Origin of the sequence: Variovorax davisae (assembly GCF_030316845.1) — a bacterium.
GTDB lineage: Bacteria > Pseudomonadota > Gammaproteobacteria > Burkholderiales > Burkholderiaceae_C > Variovorax > Variovorax davisae.
This window is the reverse complement of sequence record NZ_JASZYS010000015.1, coordinates 131,308-154,978: the sequence shown is the minus strand read 5'-3', so window position 1 is coordinate 154,978 and position 23,671 is coordinate 131,308. Positions and strand designations below refer to the sequence as shown.

Below are 23,671 nucleotides of genomic sequence, written 5' to 3'. Positions count from 1 at the left end.
TTCACCTTCTGCAAGGTCATTCGACCCGCACCGAGATCGGCTCCAGGCCGTCGACGCGCACGCACATCGTCTGGCCGCGCTGCACCGTGCCCACGCCCTCCGGCGTGCCGGTGAAGATCAGGTCGCCCGGCTGCAGCGCGAACAGCGTCGACAGGTTGGCGATGACCTCGCCGACCGACCAGATCAGGTGGCGGATGTCGCTCTGCTGGCGCGGTACGCCGTCGACCTCGAGCGTGATCGCGCCGGTTGTCAGCTCGCCCATCGCGGCGCGCGGGCGCAGCACGCCCACCGGGGCCGAGAAGTCGAAGGCCTTGCCGATCTCCCATGGCCGGCCCTGCTCGCGCATCTTCATCTGCAGGTCGCGCCGGGTCATGTCGAGGCCGGCCGCGTAGCCGTAGATGTGGCGATGCGCGTCGTCGACCGCGATGTCGCGGCCGCCCTCGCCGATCGCCACCACCAGCTCGGCCTCGTAGTGGTAGTTGGCGGTCTGCGCCGGGTAGGGAATGGCGACGGTGGTGCCGGCCGCCACCGGCACCACCGAGGCGTCGTCGTTCGGCTTGCAGAAGAAGAAGGGGGGTTCGCGGTCGGGGTCGAAGCCCATTTCGCGCGCATGGGCGGCGTAGTTGCGGCCGACGCAGTAGACGCGGCGCACCGGGAACAACGCGGCCGAGCCGGCCACGGGGAGGCCGACGATGGCCGGGGGAGGAAGGACGAAGGACATGGGGGCTCCTGCCGCAGGCGGCGGCGATGGGGATCAAGGGGAATGGCTGCGCGGGGCAGCCCGGAATTCAGGCGTCGTCGAGGAAGGCTTCGCGCAGCACGCCGATGGCCTGCTGGACCGGGCGGTCGGAGAAGCTGAACAACACGGTCTCTTCGCCGGCCGCCAGGCGCAGCGGCGCCCAGGAAGGCACGACGAAAGTGTCGCGCGGGCCGAAGCTGAAGCGCTGGCCGCCGATCTCGGCCGTGCCCTGGCCTTCGACCACGCTGTAGACGGCGCCATCGGTGGCGCGGTGCGCCTTGCCGCTGAAGCCGGCCGGCAGCAGCTGCAGGTTCGTCGCGATGGTGGGCATCGGCGAGCCGCCGGTCAGCGGGTTGATGTAGCGCAGCTTGTGGCCCAGCCAGGCATCGGGTGCCTCCTGCTTCTGCAGCTGGGCCAGCGCCTCGCGGCTGCGCGCATAGGGGTAGTTGAAGATCGGCGAGGTGGGCGAGGCATGGTCATGCCGCACCGGCACCATGTTGTGGCCGAAGCGCGCCAGGCTGTGGCCCTCGGGCCGCGCCACCTGCTGCATGCGGGCGTCGTCGTTCTCGGCGAAGCCGGCGTCGAAGAAGCGGATCATCGGGATGTCGAGCCCGTCGAGCCAGACCACCGGCTCGCTCGCGCCCGCGATGCCCTCGTTGCCGTGGTCGTGCCAGGCCCACGAGGGGGTGATGATGAAGTCGCCCGGATGCATCGTGGTGCGCTCGCCGCCGACCGTGGTGTAGGCGCCCTTGCCGTCGACGATGAAGCGCAGCGCCGACTGCACGTGGCGGTGCGAGGGCGCCACCTCGCCCGGCATGATCAGCTGCAGGCCGGCATAGAGCGACTGGGTGATCGAGGAGCGGCCCGGGATCGCCGGGTTCTCGAGCACCAGCACCCGGCGCACCGCCTCTTCGGCGGTGATCAGCGCGGCCGACTCCATCACCAGCGGCCGGATTTCGTCGTAGCGCCAGAGCGCCGGCACGCAGGGCGTCTGCGGCTCGCGCGGCACCAGCGCATGCAGCGACTCCCACAGCGGGGTCAGGTTCAGCGGACGGATGCGCTCGTAGTAGGCGCGGCGGTCGTTCATGGGGCGTGTCTCCTGGCGTCGGGGCGCCGATGGAGCGGATTGTTGGCTCCGACCACTATTTGTTCAAGCCTTGCAGCCAATACTTCGAATAGCGTTTTTGGATAATGCGCGCTTTGATCCGAATCAAGCCGCATGTCCAAACTCGATCTCGAATGGCTGGCCGTGTTCGACGAGGTCTACAAGACCGGCAGCGTGTCCAAGGCGGCCGAGCGGCTCGGCATGGCGCAGGCGGCTGCCAGCACCATGCTCAACAAGCTGCGCGCCCATTTCGACGACCGGCTGTTCGCCCGCACCGCCCAGGGCATGCAGCCCACGCCCTATGCCCAGCGGCTGGCGGTCCATGTGCGCGAGGTGCTGGCCCAGCTCGAGCAGGCGCGCGGCAGCCGCGGCGGCTTCGTGCCCGCCGAGGCGCGGCGCAGCTTCCGCATCTGCATGACGGACATCAGCGAGGTGGTGCTGCTCCCGGGCCTGATCGACCACCTGCGGCGCCAGGCGCCGGGGGTGCAGCTGGAGACCGAGATCATCTCGGTCGACAGCGGCCGCCGGCTGGAAGACGGCGAGGTCGACCTGGCGGTCGGCTTCATGCCGCAGCTCGACGCCGGCTTCTACCAGCAGACGCTGTTCATGCAGAACTTCGTCTGCCTGGCGGCGCGCAACCACCCGCGCATCGGCGCCCGGCTCACGCGGCGCCGCTTCGAGGCCGAGGCGCATGCGGTGATCGCCTCGTCGGGCACCGGCCACGCGATCGTCGACAAGACCCTCGCCCGGCTCGGGCTGGAGCGCCAGGTGGTGGTGCGGCTGTCGAGCTTCCTGAGCGTGGCGCGGATCGTGGCACAGACCGAGCTGATCGTGATCGTGCCGCGGATCCTCGGCGAAGTGCTGGCGACGCAGGAGCCGGTGCGGGTGCTGGAGCCGCCCTTCGTGCTGCCGCCCTACGCCGTCAAGCAGCATTGGCACGAGCGCTTCCATGCCGACGCCGGCAACATGTGGCTGCGGCGCACCGTGGCCCAGCTGTTCGCGCCCCGAAACACCGCGGCGCTCGCATAATCGGCGTCCTCGATCCACTCCTCGTCCAGGCCATCCATGTCGTCCATCACCCTGCGCTTCCTGGCCGAACCCAGCACCGTCAACTTCGGCGGCAAGGTCCACGGCGGCACCGTCATGAAATGGATCGACGAAGCCGGCTATGCCTGCGCGACCAGCTGGTCCAAGCGCTATTGCGTCACGGTCTTCATCGGCAGCATCCGCTTCCATCGCCCGATCATGATCGGCGACCTGGTCGAGGTCGAGGCCCGCCTCGCCTACACCGGCAACAGCAGCATGAACATCTCGGTCGAGGTGCGCAGCGGCGACATGAAGGGCGGCGAAATGCACAAGACCACCGAGTGCCTGGTGGTCTTCGTCTCGGTCGACTCCCACGGCCGCACCCTGCCGGTCGACAGCTTCACGCCCGGCACGCCGGGCGAGATGGCGCTGGCCGAGCGGGCCCGCCTGCACCTGGAAGCCACCCGGGCGGCGACCGGCGCCTAGCGCGGCATCAACTGGTAGTAGTCGAAGCCGTTGCTGCGCCCGCCCAGGCAGGTGGCCAGCGTGTCTTCGACCTCGCGCCATAGCGCCAGCCGGTTGCGCCACTTGCGCACGCTGTGGCCCTCGTCGGCAAAGGTCATGTACTGCACCGGCCGCCCCAGCCGCTTCAGTTCGGCCACCACGTCGTCGGAGTCCTGCCGCAGCACGCGAACGTCGTTGCTGCCGTGGATCACCAGCAGCGGCGCCGTGATGCGGTCGATCTGCGAGATCGGCGAATTGGCCAGCATCGCGGCCCGCTCATCGGGCTTGGCGACGTCGCCGTAGGTCATCGCGAAGTAGTGGCGGTTGCGCCAGAACGGCGGCCAGCTCTCGATCACCCGCGGCCAGTTGGCGACGCCGACGACGTCGATGCCGCAGCGGTAGTCGTGCGGCTTCTGGATCAGCTGCGCCAGCACCGAGAAGCCGCCGAAGCTGGCGCCGAAGACCGCCATGCGCTGCCGATCCGCGATGCCCTGGTCGATCGCCCACTGCACGCCCTCGGCGATGTCGCGCTGCATCCGTCCGTTGTATTCGTGCGCGCCGGCCAGCATGAAGGCGCGGCCGTAGCCGGTCGAGCCCCGGTAGTTGATCTTCAGCACCGCATAGCCCCGGTTGGCCAGCATCTGGGTGGTGGTGTAGCCCGCGGGCTGCCAGTCGTCGCGCGCCCAGGGTCCGCCGTGGATGTCGACCACCAGCGGCGCAGGCCCCTGCACGCCGCGCGGCCGCACCACGTAGCCATGCACCGTGAGGCCGTCGGAAGTCTTGAAGGCGAACGGCTCCATCGGCGCGAACAGGCCCGGGTCGGGCTTGCGCGGCGGGGTCAGGCGCGTCAGCTGTCCGGTCGGGCGGTCGAGCAGCATCTCGACCGACTCGTCGCCGGTCACGGCGCGCAGCACCAGCCGGCCGGCATCCTCGGCGCTGCTCGACGGCCGCGTGAGCACCGGCTCGGCGTCGAGCCAGCCCCGGCTGCGCGCCGTCGCGACCGCCTGCGCCACCTCGGCGCCGAGCGCCGCATCGAGGTAGACGAAGCGCGGCCGCCCGGCTTCCATCGCATAGCCGTAGGGCGCGCCGCGCAGCGGCGGGTACTGGGCATAGTCCAGGTCGACCTCGGCATCCTCGGCCAGCACGCGCTCGCGCCCGCTGGCCAGGTCGATCTCCACCAGGGCCCCCTTGTCGCGCCCCATGTTGGTCATGGCCCAGAGGCGGCCGGCCTCCGGGTCGATGCGGTGCGGCCAGAAGAAGTCGAAGGCCTTGACGGTGCGCAGCAGGCGCCAGGAGCCGTCGGCGTTGCGCAACTCGACCGCCACGTCCGAGCCGTCGACGCTGCCGAGCTGGCGGGTCCGGCCGGCCAGCTGCCGGTCGGTGCCGATGAACCAGGCCAGCACACGGCCATCGGCTTCGCTGCGCGCGACCTCCCGGATGGTGCGGGTGGCGGCGTCGGCCTCGAACAGGTCCATGCTGCTGCGGTCGCGCCCGTTGTTCGAGAAGTAGAAGCGCGCGCTGCCCGGCGCGCCACGGGCCACGTAGGCCGAGCGCACGCCGGGCCATGGCGTGACGGCCCAGGGCCTGGCCGCGGGGTTCTCGCTGTCGAGCACGAACAGCTGCGTGTTCTCGTCGCCGCTGAAGTCCTTCAGGTAGGCGATGTGCCGGCTGTCGGGCAGCCACGAATAGGTCGGCCCGGAGACGCCGGGCCGCGCCAGCGTGCCGGTGGCGAAGGTCTTCACGCCGGGGCCCGACAGCACTGCCGCATCGGTGGTCGCCCGCACCGCCAGCCCGATGTCGGTGCCCACGGTCCGGGCCCACAGCAGCCGGCTGCCATCGGGCGACAGCGCGTGGCCGTCGACATAGTCGATGTTGGCGACGAAGCGCCGCATCGGCACCAGCGGCGGCAGCGCGCCGCCCTGCTGTGCCGCGGCCAGCGCCGGATCGGTGGGCGCGGTCGAACAGGCGGCCAGCGCCAGGGCGGCCGAAGCGGCGGCCATGGCGGCCAGCCTGCGCATTGCTATCCCCATGGACGGTCTCCCTCGTCGGTGTCGGTTCTTGTGCGCCGACATTGTCGCGGCGCGAACCTTTGGCAAAGCCAAAGGCAGGCCCATGCACAATCGCCGCCGTGCACCTCCTGCTGATCGAAGACGACCTCGACCTGGGTCGCGCCCTGCAAGCCGCACTGAAGGTCGACGGCCTCAGCAGCGAATGGCATCGGCGCGCGGCCGACGCGCCGCGCACCCTCGACGGTGCGGTCTTCGACTGCGTGCTGCTCGACCTCAGCCTGCCCGACGGCAGCGGCTTCGAACTGCTGGCGCGCTGGCGCCGGGAAGGCTCCCTGCTGCCGGTGATCGTGATCACCGCACGCTCGGCGGTCGAGGACCGGCTGGCCGGCCTCGACGGCGGCGCCGACGATTTCGTCATCAAGCCCTTCGCCACCGCCGAGCTGATCTCGCGCATCCGCGCCGTGCTGCGCCGCTCGGCGCGCCAGGCCAGCGATTGGACCCTCGGCGCGCTGACGATCGAGCCGAGGCGCCATCGCAGCGCCCTGAACGGCGAATCGCTGGACCTCTCGCCGCGCGAGTTCCGCCTGCTGCTGGAACTGGCGCGCGAGCCCGGCGCCGTGGTCGCCAAGGGCGTGCTGGCGCGCAAGCTCGAGCCGCTGGGCGAAGCGCTGGATTTCGCCACGGTCGAAGTCCACGTGTCGAACCTGCGGCGCAAGATCGGCGGCGCCCGGGTGCATACCGTGCGCGGAGTGGGCTACATGCTGGCGCCATGAAGAGGATCCTGCGGCCGACCATCGTGCAGCGAGTGTTTCTCGCGCTGGTGATGGCCTTCGTGCTGGTCTGGGTGGCGCTGCTGGCCTACATTTACATCGAGTTTCGCCAGGCGCTGGCGGTCGACCAGGGCCTGAAGCGGGTCGGCCGGGCGCTCAGCGCCGCGTTGGCCGACCTCGAGGACGATGCCGAAGCCGGCCTCCTGATACGCGCCACGGCCACCGAATACAGCATGCTGCGCCTGAGCGGCAACCCCGACGGCAGCCTGCTGCTGCAACTGCAGCGGCGCGACGGCCCGACGCTGTACGCCTCGCCCAAACTGGGCGGCCAGGTCCTGTCCGGCCTGCCCGGGCAGGTGGTCGACCAGCAGATCAACGGGCGCACGCACTGGGTCTTCCGCAGCGATGCGGCCCACTGGACACTGCACCTGGCCGAGCCCGAGATCACCGGCCAATGGGTCCTCCAGCGCAATGCCAGCCGCGTGCTGCCCTACCTGCTGCTGGCCTTCCCGATCGTCCTGCTGCCGATCTGGTTCGCCGTCAAGCTCGGCCTGCGGCCCCTGCGCCAGCTCGCAGAGCGGATCGCCGAACGCGGCCCGACCGACCTGTCGCCGATCGGGCTCGATGCGCGCTACGAAGAACTGAAGCCCCTGGTGGCGGCGCTCGAACGCATGCTGCAGCAACTGCGCGACCAGGTGGCGCACGAGCGCGCCTTCGTCCATGACGCCGCGCACGAGCTGCGCACGCCGATGGCGGTGATCGCCGCGCAGGCCCATGCGCTCACGGGTGCCCGCAATGGCGAGGACCGGGCCCGGGCCCAGTCGCAGCTGGAGCTGGCCATCGCGCGCGCCTCGCACCTCACCCAGCAGCTGCTCGAACTGGCAGCGCTCGATGCGGCGAACGCACGCCCTGCGCAACGGCCGGTCGATGCCGCGCAGCTGGTGCAGCAACTGCTGGCGCAGGCCGCGCCACTGGCGCTGGCGCGCGACATCGAGCTCAGCTTCGACGCGCCCGACACCCTGCCGATGCACCTCGACGTGCCGGCCTTCCAGTCGATCCTGGAGAACCTGCTCGACAACGCGATCGCTATGCGCATGACGGCAGCCGCGTCGCGGTCACGCTGGCCATCGACGCTGCCGGCGCGCTGCGGCTGTCGGTCGAAGACGACGGGCCAGGCATCCCCGAGGCGCAGCGCGAGCAGGTCTTCGAGCGCTTCCATCGCGGCAGCGGGCACGAGGCGCCCGGCTCGGGCCTCGGCCTGGCGATCGTCAGGCAGGCGGTGCTGCGCAACGGCGGCCGCGTGGTGCTGGGCGAGGGCCTCGGCCGGCGTGGGGCCGGCTTTCACGTCACGCTGCCGGTGGCCGGCCGCTGAGGCGCCGCCGACCGGCAGCCTGGACGGCCGAAGACCGCCAGACTCAGCAAGGCGGCCATCCATGCCGCCAGCCCTGCGTACAGCATGACCCCACCGAAGCCGTGGACCACGGCAGCCTGCAGAACCGCGTCGACGGTCTCCGGCGCCGTCAGTGCCCCCAATGCGGACTTCGCGCCCGCAACGTCTCCCGCAGCCAGCTGCGCGGCCAGGGCGCGAAGCCGCGCTTCGTCCAGCGCGCTTCCGAACGCCGCGCGCAACGCGGCCAGGATGCCGGCCACGAGCACCAAGCCCATGACTGCGATGTTGATGGCCAAGGTGATGAGCCGCGCGCTGACATCCATGCCCGAGGCCATGCCGGCACGGTGGGCAGGCACCGAGGCCGTGGTCATGCTGGTGGCGGGCGTCGTGGTCAGGCCCAGGCCGATGCCAGCCAGCAGCGCGCCGGGCAACACGGTCCAGCTGCCCAGGTGCACCAGGCCGCTGCCCAGCTTCATCAGCGCAAAGCCCAGGCCGATCAGGAACAGGCCGGCTGGTATCACGACGCGTGCCTGGTAGCGCAGCAACAGCCACTGAGCGACAGGCGGCATCACCAGGAAAGGCACCGTGTAGACCAGCAGCGCCAGCCCGGTGAGGGTCGTGTCGTAGCCCAGTCCGGCGGAGAAATAAAGCGGCAGATAGATCATGAACGGCCAGTAGCTGCAGTTCATGCCGATGCAAGCGAAGATGGCGCCCGAGAATTCGCGGATCCTGAAGACCGAGAAATCGAACATCGGATGCGCACGGAAGCGCTCGACGAGAACGAAGCCCACCAGGCTCGCCGCCGTGACGGCCATCAGGCCCAGGGCGGTCCGGCTGGCCCAGCCCAGGCCGTCGCCCTGCGTGATCAGCAGGGTGAGCCCGAGCACCGCGACGGTCAGCGTGACGATGCCCGCCAGGTCCAGCTTCTGCTGGCGCGCCTGCGGGTCGCTGGACTCCGCCACGCCGACCCGGATCAACGCCAAGCCCAGCGTGGCCAGCGGCGCCTGCACCAGGAAGACCCACTGCCAGCTGGCCAGCGCGACGATGGCGCTGCCGATCACCGGGCCGAAGCCCAGCCCGACGCCCGCCACCACGCCCCAGATCGCGAAGGCGCGGGCTCGCGCCTTGCCTTCGGGGAACTGGTGCGACAGGATCGCGATGGAACAGATGAACATCGCGCCGCCCGCCATCCCCTGCAGGAAGCGCGCGCCGATCAGCACCGGCGCGCTGGGCGAGAAGCCGCACAGCAGCGATGCGGCCCCGAAGGCCAGCACGGTGAGCGCGAACACGCGGCGTCGCCCATAGCGGTCGGCCAGCGTGCCGGTCGCCATGAGCACCGTGGTGCAGGCGATGGTGTAGGCGTTCATGACCCATTGCAGGCTCTGGAAGTCGGCGTGCAGCTGCGCTTCCAGCACGGGCAGGATGACCGGGACACTGGAGATCTCCAGGCCGAACATGAGTGCCGCCAGGCAGACCGCGGACAGCGAGAGGGAGGAAGTGAATGCGGAGGACATCGAGTGGGTTCACCAAGGCGTGACGAGCGGGGAACCGGGATTCTCAAAGCCCGTGATCTATGATGCAAATGATCAAATTTCTTGTGATTCAACGTCGAAATTCATCAATCCGAGCTCATGAACTTTGACACCGGCCTTCTGCAGGCCTTCGTCGCGGTGCACCAGGCCAACGGCTTCACCCGCGCGGCCGAGCAGCTGCACTTGACGCAGTCGGCGGTCAGCCACCAGATCCGTCGACTGGAGGACATGGTGGGCCGGCCGCTTTTCCGCCGCACCACACGGCGCCTGAGCCTGACGGCCGATGGCGAGGACTTGCTGCGGCATGCCAGGCGCATCTTGCAGGCGCAGGACGCGCTGGCGCAGCATTTCCGCTGCTCGCCGATCGAAGGCACGGTGCGCTTCGGCGTGCCGGAGAGCTTCATGAGCGACGGCCTGCCACGGCTCTTGCGCCAGTTCTCCCGCAGTTGTCCCAAGGTGCGCCTCGAGGTCAGCGTGGGCCTCACGCTCGACGTGGCGACGATGGTGCGGGAGCGCGACCTGGACCTGGCCGTGGTGGTGTCGGCTGCGGGCACGACCGAGGGGACCTTGCTGCGGCGCTCGCCGCTGGTGTGGGCGGCGGCCGAAGGCTTCGAGCGCACTCCCGGGGCCTCGCTGCCGCTGGCCTACTCGCCGCTGCCCTGCGTGTGCCACCAGGTCGGGGTCGCCGCGCTCGACGCCGCCGGCATCGCCTGGCACGGGGCCTTCAGTTCGCACAGCCTCGAGGACCTGCGCAGCGCGGCGCTGAGCGGGCTTGGCGTGGCGATATTCACCAGTGACAACCTGCGCCCGGGCATGGTGGTACTGGGCGAACGCGAGGGCTTGCCGGCACTGCCGATGCTGGACTTCACACTGGCCTACAGCGACGTCCATGCGCTGGAGCGCAGCTTTGCCGTTGTCGAGCTGGGCCGCCTCATCGAGCAAGCCCCATGGGTTTCGCCAGCAAAAAGGACGGTGCGCGCCGTGCGTCAGAAACTCACCGCCAGCCCCAGCGAGAACCCCGACACGTTGTTGCCGAACACATAGCGCAGCACGCCCCGGATCCGGGTAATGAAGATGTCGTGGGCGCTGGTGTCCAGCTCGAGCCCGGTGCCCAGGGTGGTCAGGCGGTCGAAGCCCAGCACGCCGGCCTGGCTGCCCAGGTAGTGCGAATGGGAGAACTCCAGCACGTAGCGCAGCGGCCGGTCGAAGGCCTGCAGACCGGTCGGGGCGCGCCAGCGGGCCCACAGGTTGGCGGTGCGCGCCGAGGCACTGCCCTCCACCGTGGCGCTGCTGCTGCCGTAGGACTTGAGCTCGATGTCCGAATAGCGCAGCTCGACGTCGACCTCGTAGTCCTCGCGGTAGTGCTCCCAGTCGAGCATGACGGCGCCGCCGAGCCCGTAGGCGTTGAGCGAGCCGCCGTCGAGGAAGTCGAGCTGCCGGTCCGTCACGTTGCGCAGATAGGCCCGGGCGACCTGCAGGTCGCTCGCCACCTTGCCGAGCGAGAAATTGAAGATCGGGCGGAAGGCGAGCTCCGGGGTGATCGGGAAGTCCCAGCCCATGCCAGCGGTGCCGCTGAGCGAATTCCAGCACGCCGGCAGCTGGCGTGCCTCGACGCCATTGCTGGCGACGAACACCGGGTCGTAGCGGCTGTAGGCGATCGCGCCCTCGAGGTACAGCGGCAGGCGCTTGCTGACCGTGAAGCCGCCGCCCAGCTGCGACATCACGATGCCCGGGTCGCCGTGGGAGGCGTTGCTGATCGACAGGCTGCTCGAGGTCAGGTCCGGCACCGCCTGGAACGCCATCAGCGCCAGCACCCCGTTGGCATGCCGCTGCACCGTCGAGCCGACGATGTCCAGCCCCTGCGCACGAGCGGCCGCGGGCCCCAGCGCGCAGGCCAGCAGCAGCAGCGCGAATGCCTCATGCCGTTTCATCGGGCTCGATGGTGCCCGCCGCAGGCCGACGCGCAATTGCCCTTTGGTGAGGGGCCGAGGCCCCGCACCGCTTTCGACTCAGCCGGCCGCCAGCACCGTCCCGCTGACTTCGCCCAGGCCGATGCGCACCGCACCGGAGCGCTCGCACCAGCCGCGCATGACGAGCGTGTCGCCGTCCGCCAGGAAGCTGCGCTGCTCGCCGTTGGGCAGCACGATCGGCTGCTTGCCGCCGTTGGTGAGTTCCATCAGCGAACCGGCCTCGACCGCCTCCGGGCCCGACAGCGTGCCCGAGCCGAGCAGGTCGCCGGGCTGCAGGTTGCAGCCGTTCACCGTGTGGTGGGCGATCAGCTGGGCCGGCGTCCAGTAGGCGGCGCGGGTGCTGTTGGTCTTCGACAGCCGCACGGGTGCCTCGCCCGCGTCGCGCATCTTCGCGGTCTGCAGCAGCACCTCGAGCTCGATGGAGAACGCCCCCTGCGCGCGGTTGGCCTCCGAGTCCAGGTAGGGCAGCGGCTGCGGATCGTCCGCCGGGCGTTCGAAGGCCGCGCGGAAGGGCGCCAATGCTTCTGTCGTGACCAGCCAGGGCGACAGCGTGCTGGCAAAGTTCTTCGACAGGAACGGGCCCAGCGGCTGGTACTCCCAGCCCTGGATGTCGCGCGCCGACCAGTCGTTGAACAGCGTCACGCCGAACAGATGGGCCTCGGCCGCGCCGATGCCGACCGGCTCGCCCTGCGCATTGCCCTGGGCGACGAACCAGCCGAGCTCGAGTTCGTAGTCCAGCCGCTTCGAGGGACCGAAGCTCGGCACCGCGGCGTCCGGCGCCTTGGTCTGCCCCTGCGGCCGCTTGAAGCGCTGGCCGCTGACGCCGATCGACGAGGCCCGCCCGTGGTAGCCGATCGGGACCCACTTGTAGTTCGGCAGCAGCGGGTTGTCCGGGCGGAACTGCTTGCCGACCGTGGTCGCGTGGTGCACGCTGGTGTAGAAGTCGGTGTAGTCGCCGATGCGGCAGGGCACGTGCATCGTCGCCGCCGACTGGCTGACCAGGGCCGGCTCCCATTCCGACTGCCGCGCGCTGCCTTCGGCCAGCCCCTGGGAGATCAGCGCCCGCAGCGCGGCGCGCTTCTCGGGCGTGGCCGCCATCAGCGCGTTCATGTCGTCGGTGTCGATCAGGCCGGCGCGGCGCAGGTCGAGGATCCGGTCGCCGATCGCGACGCCGATGCGCGGCGCGGCATCGGCGCCGAGGCTGAAGCGGCCGAAGGGCAGGTTCTGGATCGGGAAGTCGCAGCCGGCCTGGTTGGCCGAGGCGACCCAACTGCGCAGCTTCGGGTCGTGGGTGGCATCGATGGCGGTCATGGCTTGAATTGGTCCTTGAGGCCGGCCCAGCAGTCGGCGTAGTCGTTGTCGAGCGCCGGGCTTTGCATCGCGTAGGCGGTCGGGATGAATCGGAACCGGCTTTCGAACATGAAGGCCAGCGTGTGGTCGAGCTTCTGCGGCTGGAGGTCGCTGTGGCTCGCCCGCTCGAAGGCTTCCTCGTCGGGACCGTGCGGCACCATGCAGTTGTGCAGGCTGGCGCCACCCGGCTTGAAGCCGCCGGGCTTGGCGTCGTACTCGCCGTAGACCAGGCCCATGAACTCGCTCATCAGGTTGCGGTGGTACCAGGGCGGACGGAAGGTGTCTTCCATCACCAGCCAGCGCGGCGGGAAGATCACGAAGTCGCAGTTGGCGGTGCCGGGCGTGTCGGAGGGCGAGGTCAGGACCGTGAAGATCGACGGATCCGGATGGTCGAAGCTGATCGAGCCGATGGTCATGAAGTGCGCGGTGTCGTACTTCACCGGCGCCAGGTTGCCGTGCCAGGCGACGACGTTGAAGGGCGAATGCCTGGTCGGTGCCGACCAGAAGCGGCCGCCCGACTTCTTCACCAGCTCGTAGGCCACGGCCGCGTCCTCGAAGGCCGCCACCGGGGCCTGGAAGTCGCGCGCGTTGGCCAGCCCGTTGGAGCCGATCGGGCCCAGCTCGGGCAGCCGGAACTGGGCGCCGTAGTTCTCGCAGACGTAGCCGCGCGACGGGCCGTCGGGGAGATCGACCTTGAAGACGACCCCGCGCGGCAGCAGCACGATCTCGCCGGGCTTGACGTCGAGCACGCCCATCTCGGTCGTGACGACCAGCCGGCCCTGCTGCGGCACCACCAGCATCTCGGCATCGGCATTGACGAAGGCGCGGCGTTCCATCGAGCGGTTGGCGAGGTAGACCAGCGCGCCGATGCCGCTCTGGGCCTCGGCATCGCCGTTGGCGGCCAGCGTGCGCATGCCGTCGACGAAATCGGCGTCGGCGCCGTCGAGCGGCAGCGGGGCCCAGCGCAGCGGCTCGGGCGCGAGCGCCATCTCGCGGTCGGCCCCGGTGGTCCAGTGCGGCTGCGCATAGGCCTGGTAGCGCCCGGCGACCACCGAGGGCTGGCGCCGGTACATCCAGGTGCGCCGGTTCTGGTGCCGCGGCGCCGTGAAGGCGGTGCCCGAGATCAGCTCGGGGTAGAGGTCGAAGGGCGCGCGCTGCGGGCTGTTGCGGCCCTGCGGCAGCGCGCCGGCGACGGCTTCGGTGGCGTACTCGTTGCCGAAGCCGCCCTGGTAGCGGCGCTCGGCCGCGGATGCGATCGTCATGGGGAGTCTCTCTGGAGGGTTCAACGGGAAGCTGCGGCCGCCTTGAGGGCCTGGCGCAGCACGGCGGTCGCGCCGATGTGGTTGGCCAGCACCAGCACCAGGCGGGCGTTGAAGGCGTGGCTCTGGTCGCTCGTGAGGCCCTGGTGGGCTTCGATCAGGGCCTCGTAGAAGTCGTCCGGCGCGTCGAGGTTCGGGGTGGTGATCAGGTCCATGGCGGTCTAGCCCTTGGCGAGGGCGCGGTCGCGCGCGGCGCGCACGGCCTCGGGGGTGGGTGCGCGCCAGCGCGCGCAGACATGCTGGTCGGGGCGCAGCAGGTAGACGGTGCCGGGCCGGGCGTCGTAGCGCTGGGCGGCGAGTTCGCCCGCGCCGCCCGGCGCCACCCGCACGACGTGCAGCGCCACGTCGGCGCGGGCCAGCGCATCGAGGCTGCGCTCGGCCGCGGCGCCGTCGCCGAAGACCAGCGCCGTGAAGCGGGTGGTGGCGCCGGCGGCCGGACTCAGTTCGCGCAGCAGCCAGCCGGCGCGGCCGTCGGCGCCGGCCAGCGGCGCGTCGGCGGCGGCCGCGCCGGGCACCATCGCGCCTGCGAAAGCATCCACGTCGGGCGTGTTCAGGGTCGACGCGCGCAAGGTGCTCGGCACCGACAGCCGGCCGCTGTTGACCAGCGCCCGCGCGAAGGCGTGGCGCTTCGACAGCTCCAGCACCGCGTCGCGGAACAGCCGGCTGACCTCGCTCTTGGGCGTGATGAAGTCGGTGGCGCGGGTCGAGTGGCGGATGTTCTCGTCGGCCGCGTATTCGCGCTCGCTGGCGTAGCTGTCGAGCAGGGCGTCGGGCGCTTCGCCGTGCAGCACCGCGGCCAGCTTCCAGGCCAGATTGTCGGCATCCTGCACGCCGGAGTTGGCGCCGCGGGCGCCGAACGGCGACACGCCGTGCGCCGAATCGCCCGCGAACAGCACGCGGCCGTGGCGGAAGCGCTCCATGCGCTGGCAGGCGAAGGTGTAGACGCTGGCCCAGCCGATGTCGAACTGCACGCCCTGGTGGCCGATGCTGTCGAGCAGCGCCCGCACCCGCGGGATGATGTGCTCGTGCTTGCGCTCCTCTACCGGGTCGGCGTCCCAGCCGAGCTGGAAGTCGACCCGCCACATGCCGTCGGCCTGCTTGTGCAGCAGCACGCTCTGCTTCGGGTGGAAGGGCGGATCGAACCAGAAGCGGCGCTCGGTCGGCAGGTCGGCGTCCATGTGGACGTCGGCGATCAGGAAGCGGTCGCGGAACACCCGGCCCTTGGCCTCCTGGCCCAGCAGCTGCCGCAGGCTGGAGCGCGAGCCGTCGCAGGCGGCCACATGGCCGGCGGCGAGCTGGTACACGCCCTCGGGCGTCTCGATGGTGAGCAGCGCCCGGTCGGCGTCCTGCGCGATGCCGATCACCTTGTTGTTCCAGCGCAGGTCGATCAGCGGCAGCTCGGCGGCCCGCTCGGCCAGATACCCTTCGACGTAGTACTGCTGCAGGTTGATGAAGGCCGGCCGCTCGTGGCCGGCCTCGGGCAGCAGGTCGAAGCTGTAGACCTGCTGGTCGCCGAAGAACACCCGTCCGACCTTCCACGACACGCCCTTGTCGACCATGCGCGCGGCGCAGCCCAGGCGGTCGAAGATCTCCAGCGTGCGCTTGGCGAAGCAGATCGCGCGCGAGCCGCTCGACAGGGTGCAGTCGTTGTCGAGCAGCACCACCGGCACCTGCCGCTGGGCGAGGTCGATCGCCAGCGCCAGGCCCACGGGGCCGGCGCCGACCACCACCACCGGGTGGTGGGCCGGTGTCGCGGCATCCTGGTCGGGGTGCCGCCTGTAGTCGAAGCGCAGCGACTGGTAGTCGACCGCTGCCCCGGGCGTCGATGCGAGGCCCTCCATGGCGTCAGCCTTCCAGCGTCTTCCACATCTCGATGTCGCGCTCGGCGGTCCAGATGCGCGGATCGGCGTACTGGGTGGCCTCGTCGTAGCAGCGCGTGACGTCGAAGGGCATGCAGTGGTCGAAGATCACCCAGTGGCCGTACTTGGGCTTCACCGCCGCGTAGGTGTCCTTGTAGACCGCGTTCAGGTCCTTGCCGGCCGCGACGCCCTTCTGGACACTGGCGTACACGTCCGAGATGAACGCGCGGGTTTCGTTGAGGCCCTTGGCCACTTCGTCCGGCGTGGTGAGCGCGGCGCCGCGACCGGGCACCAGCGCCTTGGGCTTCAGCGCCGCGAGGTTCTCCAGCGTCTGGGGCCAGTCCTTGAAATACGCGTCGCCGGCATAGGGCGTGGCGCCGAACTCCACCAGGTCGCCGGACAGGAGAGCCTGTTCCCCGGGCAGCCAGACGACGGTGTCGCCCTTGGTGTGGCCGCGGCCCAGCTGCAGCAGCTGCACTTCGAGCTTGCCCAGCCAGAGGGTCATCTTGCCGGTGAAGGTCATGGTGGGCCAGGTCATGCCGGGCGGCACCGTCTCGACCCCCGCGAACAGGCGCGGGAAGCGGCCGATCTCGCTGGCCTTGTCCTGCTCGCCGCGCTCGACGATCAGGTCGTAGGTGTCCTGGCTGGCGAGGATGTGGTCGGCGCCGTAGGCGCTGGCACCGAGCACGCGCACCGCGTGGTAGTGGGTCAGCACCACGTACTTGATCGGCTTGTCGGTGACTTCGCGGATGCGGCGGATCACGTCGGCGGCCATCGCCGGCGTGGCCTGGGTGTCGGCCACCAGCACGCAGTCGTCGCCGATGACGATCCCGGTGTTCGGGTCGCCCTCGGCCGTGTAGGCCCAGGCGTGCTCGGAGATCTGGCTGAAGGTGATCTTCTTTTCTTCCAGGTCGGCCTGGCTGGCGAACTTCTTGGTCTCTGTCATCGCGGAGTCTCCTGAAATTTGTCTAAGGTGAATGAATTCGCGTGGAACGAATGATTGCAGTGTAGATCGAGGATCAGTTAATGTCTAATGCCTTCTGTATCAACGAATGACGAAATCCGATGGCGGCTGACTCCGATCGCGCCCAGCGCGGCATCCAGAGCATCGAGGTGGGCGGCCAGCTGCTGCGCGCCCTGGTGCACCATGGCCGGCCGATGGCGCTCAAGGACCTGGCGCGCGAGGCCGAGATGTCCGCCGCCAAGGCGCACCCGTACATGGTCAGCTTCGGCCGCCTCGGGCTGATCGAGCAGGACCGCACCACCGGCCACTATCTGCTCGGACCGCTGGCCTTGCAACTGGGGTTGATCAGCCTGCAGCAGGCCAATCCGGTCCACATCGCGACACCGCTGATCGCCGAGCTGGCGCAGCAGATCGGCCACACGGTGGCGATCGCGGTCTGGGGCGACCGCGGCGCCACCATCGTGCGGATCGCCGAATCGCCGGCGCCGCTGCACGTCAACATGCGGCACGGCACGGTGTTCTCGCTCACCCACACGGCCTCGGGCCGGCTCTTCGGCGCCTACCTCGACCCGGAAGCGGTGCGCGGCCTGCTCGAGCAGGAGCGCCAGCGCGAGCAGAAAGGCGCCGCGCAGCCGCCGCAGCGCGGCATGCCGCCGGCCCAGCCGCTGCCCGCCTGGCCGGTCTTCGAGGCCCAGCTGCACGAGGTGCGGGCCCACGGCCTGAGCCGCTCCGAGGGCGAGATCCTGCCGGGCATCAGCGCGATGTCGGCGCCGGTGTTCGACAGCACCGGCACGATCGTGCTGGCGGTCACGGCCATCGGGCCGGCGGCGATCTTCGACACCCGCTGGGACGGCGAGATCGCCGTGGCGCTCAAGGCCTGCGCCGGCCAGGTGTCGCAGCGGCTCGGGGCTACGCTTTCAAGGCCTTGAACCGATCGATGCTGGCCGCCGGCCAGTGCTCGGAGCGGCGGTAGTACTCGGCGACCGCCGGCTGGCCCGGCGGCAGCAGCACCCAGGGCTGCTTCGACATCGTGAAGATGTGGATGTCGGGCGGCAGCCGGTCGGGCTCGTCGAGCGTGCCGACGCGCACGAAGCCGACGGCGTCGCCGCTGCCGGCGTAGTGGCTCCACAGCGCGACCCGGCAGCGGGCGCAGCGCACGACGGCTTGGCCCTTGCCGCTGGCCGAGGGCGTCTGCACGCGCTCGGTTTCGCCTTCGAGCAACTGCAGGCGGTCGGCCTCGATCATCGCGTTGAGCGCGAATGCCGAGCCGCTCTCGCGCTGGCACCAGCGGCAATGGCAGCAGTGCACGAACAGCGGCGCGCTGGCCATGCGGTAGCGCACCGCACGGCAGGTGCAGCCGCCCTCGATCGGGAAGGGGTCGGGGTGGGCGGGATCGGTCATGGGGCAGTCTCCGGCGCTGGGGCGACCCGGAGATTAAACCCCTGTCTCAGGCCATGAAGCCGACGTTCTTCGGGTACTCGATGCCGTTGAAGTTGCCGCCGAAGTTCTTCAGGTTCGGCAGGATGCCCGGCAGCTGGGCGTCGGGCACGCCGAACCACCTGGCGAGCGTGGCGGCGTACTGGTCGACCGAGGTGGTCGGGATCAGGCGGCCCTGCCCCACGTGGCCTTCGTAGCCCGCCAGCTTGGCGTCGTTGTTGATGCTCACCACCTGCGGCGTGCCATAGAACGCCTTGCCGTTGACCGCGCCGCCGACCACGAAGTGATGGCCGCCCCAGCCATGGTCGGAGCCGTCGCCGTTGCTGGCCAGCGTGCGGCCGAAGTCCGAGGCGGTGAAGGCCGTGACCTTGTCGGCCAGGCCCTGGGCCACCATCTGCCGATGGAAGGCGGCCATCGCATCGCTCAACTGCTGCATCAGGCCCGGCTGGTTGGCGATCAGGTTGTCGTGCAGGTCGAAGCCGCCCATCGAGACGAAGAACACCTGCCGCTTGGCGCCCAGGGTGCTGCGGCCGCGGATCAGGCGTGCGACCATCTTGAGCTGGTTCGCCAGCGGGGTGTTGAGCGAGCCGAAGGTGTCGGTCGCGAAGGTGGCGGACTGGATCGCGCCGGTGACCGTGGTCTCGGCCTGGACCGCGCGCTGGGTCACCTTGTTGTATTCGTTCTCCAGCGGATGGCTGCGGGTTTCCTGCGCCAGCTGCGCCATCGCGGCCTTGACGCTGCTCGAGCCGTAGGTGGTGCTGTCCTTGATGCTGCGGATGCCGACCGCGCCGCTGGTGCTGACCTGGTATTGCAGTGCCTGGTCGCCCGACAGGAACACGGCGTTGCCGGCGACCGAGATGCAGGTGAACAGCGCATTGGTGTTCTGCCGCTGGTCCAGCACCAGGTCGCCGATGTTGCCGCCCCAGCCCACGGTCGAGCCCTCGGGCGAGGACGACTGCCAGGTCGACTGCTGGTCGTTGTGCGAGAACAGCTTGGGCGGCTGCGGGTAGAGCTTCTTGTTGCTGTTGTTGTACTGGGCCCGGGTCAGCGGCACCACCAGCGGGCCGACGTTGAGCTGCACCGCCACCTTGCCCTCGGTGTTGAACAGGCCGGCGAGCTGCGTCATCGACGGGTGCAGCGCGTACTGGCGGCCGTCGGGCAGCGCCACGGTCGGCGCCAGCAGCGTGGCGGCGAGCGCGTCCTTGGCGATCGCCACCCCGCCCGCGCCCTGCGGCACCCGGATCGTGCTGTAGGCGTTGTAGCTCGGGTCGTCGTAGGTGATGACGGTGTTCGCGTAGTCGTTGCCGCCGAACAGGAAGACGCAGACCAGCGCCTTGTAGTCGTCGGTGGGAGCGGCCTGCGCCGCCGCCTCGCCCATCGCGGCCAGGTTGAGGACGAAGGGCAGCGCGGTGCCGGCCATCGCCAGCTGGCCGGAGCGGCGCAGGAAGGCACGTCGCGTGTGCGCGGCAGGATCGATCAGGTACATCGCGCGGTCCCTTATTTCTGGATCAGGTAGGAGGGCGAGGCCATCACCAGCAGCACCGCGGCGTAGACGCGGTTGAGCTTGACCGCGTCGGTGCTCTTGTCGGTCACCGCGGGATTGGCCAGCGCCCCGACGATCAGCGCCTGGGTGGCGGCCGACAGCTGGTTGGCGGTCAGCAGCAGGTTGAGCCGCTGCACCAGCGCCGCCGGGTCGAGCACCAGCGCCAGCTCGCTCGCGTAGGCGGCGTTGACGTCGCGCCCGGTGCTCTTGGGGAGCACGCTGTTCTGCATGAAGTTGAGGTAGCCGCCGACGCTGGTCTCGTTGACCAGCTGGAACTCGGGCGCGACCATCTTGGCGGCGGCGATCGAGGTCGAGGGCGGCACGTAGCCGGGCCGGAAGAAATTGAACACGGACGGCGAGTGCAGCGGGCTCTGGCCGAGCTGGTCGTTGGGCCGCGAGAGGTCGCCGATCTTCCAGTTGCCGCTGGTCGAGCCGGCACCGAAGGTGCGACCCCATTGCGTGAAGCGCAGCATCGGCTCGCGCAGCCGGCCGAAGCCGGGGTCCGACAGGCCGGCCGGGCTGCGCGCCTCGTTGTCGAGCAGCACCGCGGCGAAGACGCTCTTCATGTCGCCGCGCACGCCGGCGCCGTTGTCGGCGAAGACGTCGGACACCCGCTTCACGTAGCCCGGGCTCGGGTTGCTGGTGACCAGCCGCTGGATCAGCTGCTTGCCGATGAAGGGGCCGACGTTGGGGTGGTTGACGAGGGTGTCGAGCGCGATCTTCAGCGCCGCCTTGCCCTCGGTGCCGGCCGGCACCGAGGCGCCCAGGAAGCGGGCCTCCAGTACCGAGTGCCTGGAGGCCGTGAGCGCCATCGGCCGCGCGGTCCAGGCGCTGGTGTCGACGTCGCTGGCCCGGATGTCGAGGTCGTAGCCGGTGAAGACGCGCGCCAGGTTGGTGACGTCGTCCAGGCTGTAGCTGTCGAGCGGCGTGCCGTCGCCGCCGGTCTTGACGCTGCCGTCGGCGTTGAGCTGGTAGAGCCCGATGGTCATCAGCTGCATGACCTCGCGCGCATAGTTCTCGTCCGGCTGGCGGCCCTGGGCGTTCTCCTTCTGGTTGCCCCTGGTGTTGAGGTAGTAGCCCATCGCCGGGTTGAGCGTCACGTCCTCCAGCAGCTTGCGGAAGTTGGTCGTGACGCCGGCCACCAGCATGTCCCAGTACTGGGCCATCATGAGATCGGGCCAGCTGGAGCCGATGTCGTTGCGCGAGACCACGAAGATCTCGCTGAAGACCAGCGCCATGCGCTTGCGGAAGCCGTCCGGCGCCGTCATGAGCTGGTTCCAGATCATGTCGTCGGTGTTGACCGTGGTGGCGGCCTTGCTCAGGATCCAGTCGCGCCCGCCCTGCTCGGCCGGGCGGTCGACCTGCTCGCCGAGCCAGGGCAGGTAGCCCTTGCTGCGCACGGCGGCGATGTCTGCTTCCGAGGCCGAGAACTGCGACTGCAGCAGGAAGCGCGCGGCCTCCTCGTCGGTCTTGGCCTGGGTGTAGACGTAGGTCTGCGCGGTCGGCGTGGTGGCCAGGGCGGTCAGCGAGCCGGCCTGCACGGTGGTCGTGGACGACCCGCCGAGGCCGGCGAAGCCCGCGCCGCCACTGCCGCCGCCACCGCCCCCACAGGCCGCGAGGGCCGCCGCCGACGCGGCCAGGGCGGCCACGAGCGGCAGGGGACGGGACGACGAGCCCGCCGGAGATGGTGCGGCCGCCTCGGGCACGCGCGTACTCTCGTCGGCCGCCGTGTCGCGGCCGGTTGCGATGTCTTCCACCATGGATGCCTCACTCCTCGACGCGGACGCGCCGACGCTCTTGAGGCAAGTGGCATGCCCGCCGCATTCGGGCGGCTCCGGACCTCTAGTAGAAGTGTTTAGTACGACAGTTGTGAGGAAATGTGACTTTTTTCGTCACATCGATACCACCGACCGCTTGCGGACTGACGCGGAATGTCGTTCAGGGTTTGGCGGCCTGGAGCGCGTCGCGGGTGCGCAGGGCCTCGCGCCGGGCCGCCTCGGCGAAGTCCTCGCCGGCCGAGGCGTAGCAGATGGCGCGCGAGGAGTTGACCACGATCGGCGCGTCTGCGCGCCAGCCGGCGCGGACCGTGGCGACCGCGTCGCCGCCCTGCGCACCGACGCCGGGGATCAGCAGCGGCACCGTGGGCGCCAGCGCGCGCACGCGCTCGATCTCGGCCGGGTAGGTGGCGCCGACCACCAGGCCCAGCTGGCCGTTGAGGTTCCACGGGCCCTGGGCCAGCCTGGCCACGTGCTCGTAGAGGAAGGGCTGGCCGTCGACGTCGGCCAGCCGCTGGCCCTGCAGGTCGGCGCCGCCCGGGTTGCTGGTCCGGCACAGCAGGAAGGCGCCCTTGCCCTGGTGGCGCAGATAGGGTTCGACCGAATCGAAGCCCATGAACGGCGACAAGGTGACGGCGTCGGCGCCGTAGCGCTCGAAGGCCTCGCGGGCGTACTGCTCGGCGGTCGAGCCGATGTCGCCGCGCTTGGCGTCGAGGATGGTGGGCACGTGCGGCGCGTTGCGGCGCATGTGCGCCATGAGCTGCTCGAGCTGGTCTTCGGCCCGATGGGCAGCGAAGTAGGCGATCTGCGGCTTGAAGGCGATCGCCAGGTCGGCCGTGGCATCGACGATGCGGGCGCAGAATTCGTAGATCCGGCTGGCGTCGCCTTTCAGGGCGGCGGGGAATTTGGTCGGCTCGGGATCGAGGCCGACGCACAGCAGCGAGCCGTTTTGGCGCTCGGCGGCGCGCAGCTTGTCCAGGAAGGTCATGGACTGAATTTTAGGTCGGCCGCTGGCAGGCTCGACTCAGGCGTCGGGCCGCCCTGCCGACACCTGTTCGGCGGCCAGGCAGAGGTCGGCCCAGGCGCGGGCCTTGTCGGCCGGGTTGCGCAGCAGGTAGGCCGGGTGGTAGCTCGCCACCACCGGCAGCGCCGGCAGGCCCGGCAGGTCCATCGGCACCGCCCGGCCACGCAGCTTGCCGAGCGGCTCGCTGCTCTGCAGCAGGCTCTGCGCCGCCAGCGGCCCCATGGCGAGCAGCACGCGCGGCGCCAGCGCCGCGGCGCTCTCCGCCAGCACCTCGCCGATCGGCTGCGGGCTGCCGGGCTGGCCCGAGGCGACGCCGCGGTGGGTGCGCATCAGGTGCACCGGCAGCGCACCGCCATGCAGCTGCAGCGCGTTCAGCATGTTGTGGAGCAGCCGGCCGGCATCGCCGTCGAAGGGATCGCCGTGGCGGCCATCGAGCGCCGGCGGCATGTCGGCCACGATCAGCCAGCCCCCCTGGGCCGCGGCCGGATCGCCGCCCAGGCGCCGTGGCGCCTCGGCCAGCACGGCGGCACCGTGCGCAGCCGCGGCGGGTGTGCGCTGGGCCACGGGTGCCGGTGCCGGTGCCGGTGCCGGTGCAGCCGCGGCCGGTGCCGCTCGCGCCGGCGCCTCGGCCGCGATGGCGGGCTCCGCCCGCGCCGCGGGCGCTTCCGGCGCCGGCGCCTCGAGCGGTTCCGGCTGGCGCCACCAGAAGAGCTTGACGCCCATTTCGTCGAGCATGGCGCGCTGGCGCGCATCGAGTGTCAAAGCTTCGGAAGTCATTTGAGTCCGCCCCAGGCGCTGGGTGATTCGTGCAGGCGCAGGCTCATCACGACCGCGTCCTCGCGGGCGCTGCCCTGCGCCGGGTAGTAGCCCTTGCGCATGCCCACGCGCCGGAAGCCGTTGCGCTCGTAGACCGCCAGCGCGCGCAGGTTGCTGGCCCGCACCTCGAGCCACAGCCACTGCGCGTTCTGGCCCCGCGACCAGCCGGCCAGGGCCTCCAGCATCAGCGGCGCCCAGCCCTGGCCCTGGAAGGCCGGCGCCACCGTGATGTTGAGCAGGTGCACTTCGTCGACGCCCTTCATGGCGACGAAATAGCCGATCAGCGTCTCGCCCGGCTCGCGCGCCGTCACCCGGTTCCAGAGGGCGCGGGCGCCGCGCGGCGCCTCGGCGGCATCGCTTTCGGGCGGCGGCGCCACCAGGCACTGGCAGTGGTAGCCGGCGGCGAGCGAATCGGTGAAGTTGGCCGGTGTCCAGGGATGGGTGAAGGCGCTGCGTTCGATCGCGCAGACGGCGGGCACCCGCTCGAGCGTGATCGGCTCGAGGCGCGCCTCGCGCGGCGACGACAGGACGGCACTCAT

General features: G+C 70.4%; 22 protein-coding genes and 1 pseudogene. 7 read left to right on the top strand and 16 right to left on the bottom strand.

Annotated elements, in window-relative coordinates; all coding sequences use genetic code 11:
• Window positions 1-16: 16 nt before the first annotated feature.
• The gene (locus QTI33_RS28370; RefSeq protein ID WP_286509766.1) at window positions 17-721 is read right to left on the bottom strand and encodes a fumarylacetoacetate hydrolase family protein; all 705 of its coding nucleotides are present in this window, start codon (window positions 719-721) and stop codon (window positions 17-19) included.
• 67 nt (window positions 722-788) lie between these two features.
• The gene (gtdA, locus tag QTI33_RS28365) at window positions 789-1,826 is read right to left on the bottom strand and encodes a gentisate 1,2-dioxygenase (RefSeq protein ID WP_286509765.1); all 1,038 of its coding nucleotides are present in this window, start codon (window positions 1,824-1,826) and stop codon (window positions 789-791) included.
• Window positions 1,827-1,958: 132 nt separating this feature from the next.
• Between gtdA and QTI33_RS28360 the strand changes: the two genes are divergently transcribed.
• Together QTI33_RS28360 and QTI33_RS28355 are read left to right on the top strand one after the other, a co-directional pair.
• On the top strand, window positions 1,959-2,873 hold the full coding sequence (locus QTI33_RS28360) for a LysR family transcriptional regulator (RefSeq protein ID WP_286509764.1): 915 nt from the start codon (window positions 1,959-1,961) through the stop codon (window positions 2,871-2,873).
• A 36-nt stretch (window positions 2,874-2,909) separates the two neighbouring features.
• Entirely contained in the window at window positions 2,910-3,356 is a 447-nt protein-coding gene (locus QTI33_RS28355; protein WP_286509763.1) for an acyl-CoA thioesterase, read from the top strand.
• Here QTI33_RS28355 and QTI33_RS28350 read toward each other — a convergent pair.
• Window positions 3,353-5,404 (bottom strand): alpha/beta hydrolase family protein, encoded by a 2,052-nt coding sequence (locus QTI33_RS28350; protein WP_286509762.1) that lies wholly within the window; start codon window positions 5,402-5,404, stop codon window positions 3,353-3,355. The two genes, QTI33_RS28355 and QTI33_RS28350, sit on opposite strands and share 4 nt — an antisense overlap.
• A gap of 98 nt (window positions 5,405-5,502) precedes the next feature.
• On the opposite strand from QTI33_RS28350, the gene QTI33_RS28345 reads away from it, so the two are divergent.
• The 3 genes and pseudogenes from QTI33_RS28345 (at window position 5,503) to QTI33_RS35205 (ending at window position 7,525) form a co-directional block, all read left to right on the top strand.
• Window positions 5,503-6,156, top strand: coding sequence for a response regulator (locus QTI33_RS28345; RefSeq protein ID WP_286509761.1), 654 nt, complete (start codon window positions 5,503-5,505; stop codon window positions 6,154-6,156).
• Window positions 6,153-6,989, top strand: a pseudogene (locus QTI33_RS35210) (sensor histidine kinase); the annotation flags it as partial. The gene QTI33_RS28345 and the pseudogene QTI33_RS35210, both read left to right, overlap by 4 nt.
• 284 nt (window positions 6,990-7,273) lie before the next feature.
• Window positions 7,274-7,525, top strand: coding sequence for a sensor histidine kinase (locus QTI33_RS35205; RefSeq protein ID WP_353506364.1), 252 nt, complete (start codon window positions 7,274-7,276; stop codon window positions 7,523-7,525).
• On the opposite strand, the gene QTI33_RS28335 is transcribed toward QTI33_RS35205, so the two are convergent.
• Window positions 7,495-9,057, bottom strand: a complete 1,563-nt coding sequence (locus QTI33_RS28335; RefSeq protein WP_286509759.1) for an MFS transporter — start codon at window positions 9,055-9,057, stop codon at window positions 7,495-7,497. The genes QTI33_RS35205 and QTI33_RS28335 overlap by 31 nt on opposite strands.
• Before the next feature lie 117 nt (window positions 9,058-9,174).
• On the opposite strand from QTI33_RS28335, the gene QTI33_RS28330 reads away from it, so the two are divergent.
• Window positions 9,175-10,119, top strand: a complete 945-nt coding sequence (locus QTI33_RS28330; protein WP_286509757.1) for a LysR family transcriptional regulator — start codon at window positions 9,175-9,177, stop codon at window positions 10,117-10,119.
• Here QTI33_RS28330 and QTI33_RS28325 read toward each other — a convergent pair.
• The 6 genes from QTI33_RS28325 to QTI33_RS28300 form a co-directional block, all read right to left on the bottom strand.
• Window positions 10,062-11,006 (bottom strand): hypothetical protein, encoded by a 945-nt coding sequence (locus QTI33_RS28325; protein ID WP_286509756.1) that lies wholly within the window; start codon window positions 11,004-11,006, stop codon window positions 10,062-10,064. The genes QTI33_RS28330 and QTI33_RS28325 overlap by 58 nt on opposite strands.
• Before the next feature lie 78 nt (window positions 11,007-11,084).
• On the bottom strand, window positions 11,085-12,356 hold the full coding sequence (gene fahA, locus QTI33_RS28320) for a fumarylacetoacetase (protein WP_286509755.1): 1,272 nt from the start codon (window positions 12,354-12,356) through the stop codon (window positions 11,085-11,087).
• Window positions 12,353-13,657, bottom strand: a complete 1,305-nt coding sequence (hmgA, locus tag QTI33_RS28315; protein ID WP_286509754.1) for a homogentisate 1,2-dioxygenase — start codon at window positions 13,655-13,657, stop codon at window positions 12,353-12,355. Before hmgA ends, fahA begins: the two co-directional genes overlap by 4 nt.
• A gap of 20 nt (window positions 13,658-13,677) precedes the next feature.
• Window positions 13,678-13,869 carry a DUF2783 domain-containing protein gene (locus QTI33_RS28310; protein ID WP_286509753.1) on the bottom strand — a complete coding sequence of 64 codons (192 nt, stop codon included), beginning with the start codon at window positions 13,867-13,869 and terminating at the stop codon, window positions 13,678-13,680.
• Window positions 13,870-13,875: 6 nt separating this feature from the next.
• Window positions 13,876-15,555, bottom strand: coding sequence for an FAD-dependent oxidoreductase (locus QTI33_RS28305; protein ID WP_286509752.1), 1,680 nt, complete (start codon window positions 15,553-15,555; stop codon window positions 13,876-13,878).
• 4 nt (window positions 15,556-15,559) lie between these two features.
• The gene (locus QTI33_RS28300) at window positions 15,560-16,519 is read right to left on the bottom strand and encodes an MBL fold metallo-hydrolase (protein WP_286509751.1); all 960 of its coding nucleotides are present in this window, start codon (window positions 16,517-16,519) and stop codon (window positions 15,560-15,562) included.
• Window positions 16,520-16,638: 119 nt separating this feature from the next.
• Between QTI33_RS28300 and QTI33_RS28295 the strand changes: the two genes are divergently transcribed.
• Entirely contained in the window at window positions 16,639-17,466 is an 828-nt protein-coding gene (locus QTI33_RS28295; RefSeq protein WP_286509750.1) for an IclR family transcriptional regulator, read from the top strand.
• Here QTI33_RS28295 and QTI33_RS28290 read toward each other — a convergent pair.
• The 6 genes from QTI33_RS28290 to rimI form a co-directional block, all read right to left on the bottom strand.
• Window positions 17,447-17,938, bottom strand: coding sequence for a GFA family protein (locus QTI33_RS28290; protein WP_286509748.1), 492 nt, complete (start codon window positions 17,936-17,938; stop codon window positions 17,447-17,449). The genes QTI33_RS28295 and QTI33_RS28290 overlap by 20 nt on opposite strands.
• 46 nt (window positions 17,939-17,984) lie before the next feature.
• Window positions 17,985-19,460: a DUF1501 domain-containing protein gene (locus QTI33_RS28285; protein WP_286509747.1), complete on the bottom strand. Its 1,476-nt coding sequence runs from the start codon at window positions 19,458-19,460 to the stop codon at window positions 17,985-17,987.
• 11 nt (window positions 19,461-19,471) lie between these two features.
• On the bottom strand, window positions 19,472-21,277 hold the full coding sequence (locus QTI33_RS28280; protein ID WP_286509746.1) for a DUF1800 domain-containing protein: 1,806 nt from the start codon (window positions 21,275-21,277) through the stop codon (window positions 19,472-19,474).
• A gap of 178 nt (window positions 21,278-21,455) precedes the next feature.
• Window positions 21,456-22,280: an orotidine-5'-phosphate decarboxylase gene (gene pyrF / locus QTI33_RS28275; RefSeq protein ID WP_286509745.1), complete on the bottom strand. Its 825-nt coding sequence runs from the start codon at window positions 22,278-22,280 to the stop codon at window positions 21,456-21,458.
• 36 nt (window positions 22,281-22,316) lie between these two features.
• The gene (locus QTI33_RS28270) at window positions 22,317-23,093 is read right to left on the bottom strand and encodes a uracil-DNA glycosylase family protein (RefSeq protein WP_286509744.1); all 777 of its coding nucleotides are present in this window, start codon (window positions 23,091-23,093) and stop codon (window positions 22,317-22,319) included.
• Window positions 23,090-23,671: a ribosomal protein S18-alanine N-acetyltransferase gene (gene rimI, locus QTI33_RS28265; protein ID WP_286509743.1), complete on the bottom strand. Its 582-nt coding sequence runs from the start codon at window positions 23,669-23,671 to the stop codon at window positions 23,090-23,092. Before rimI ends, QTI33_RS28270 begins: the two co-directional genes overlap by 4 nt.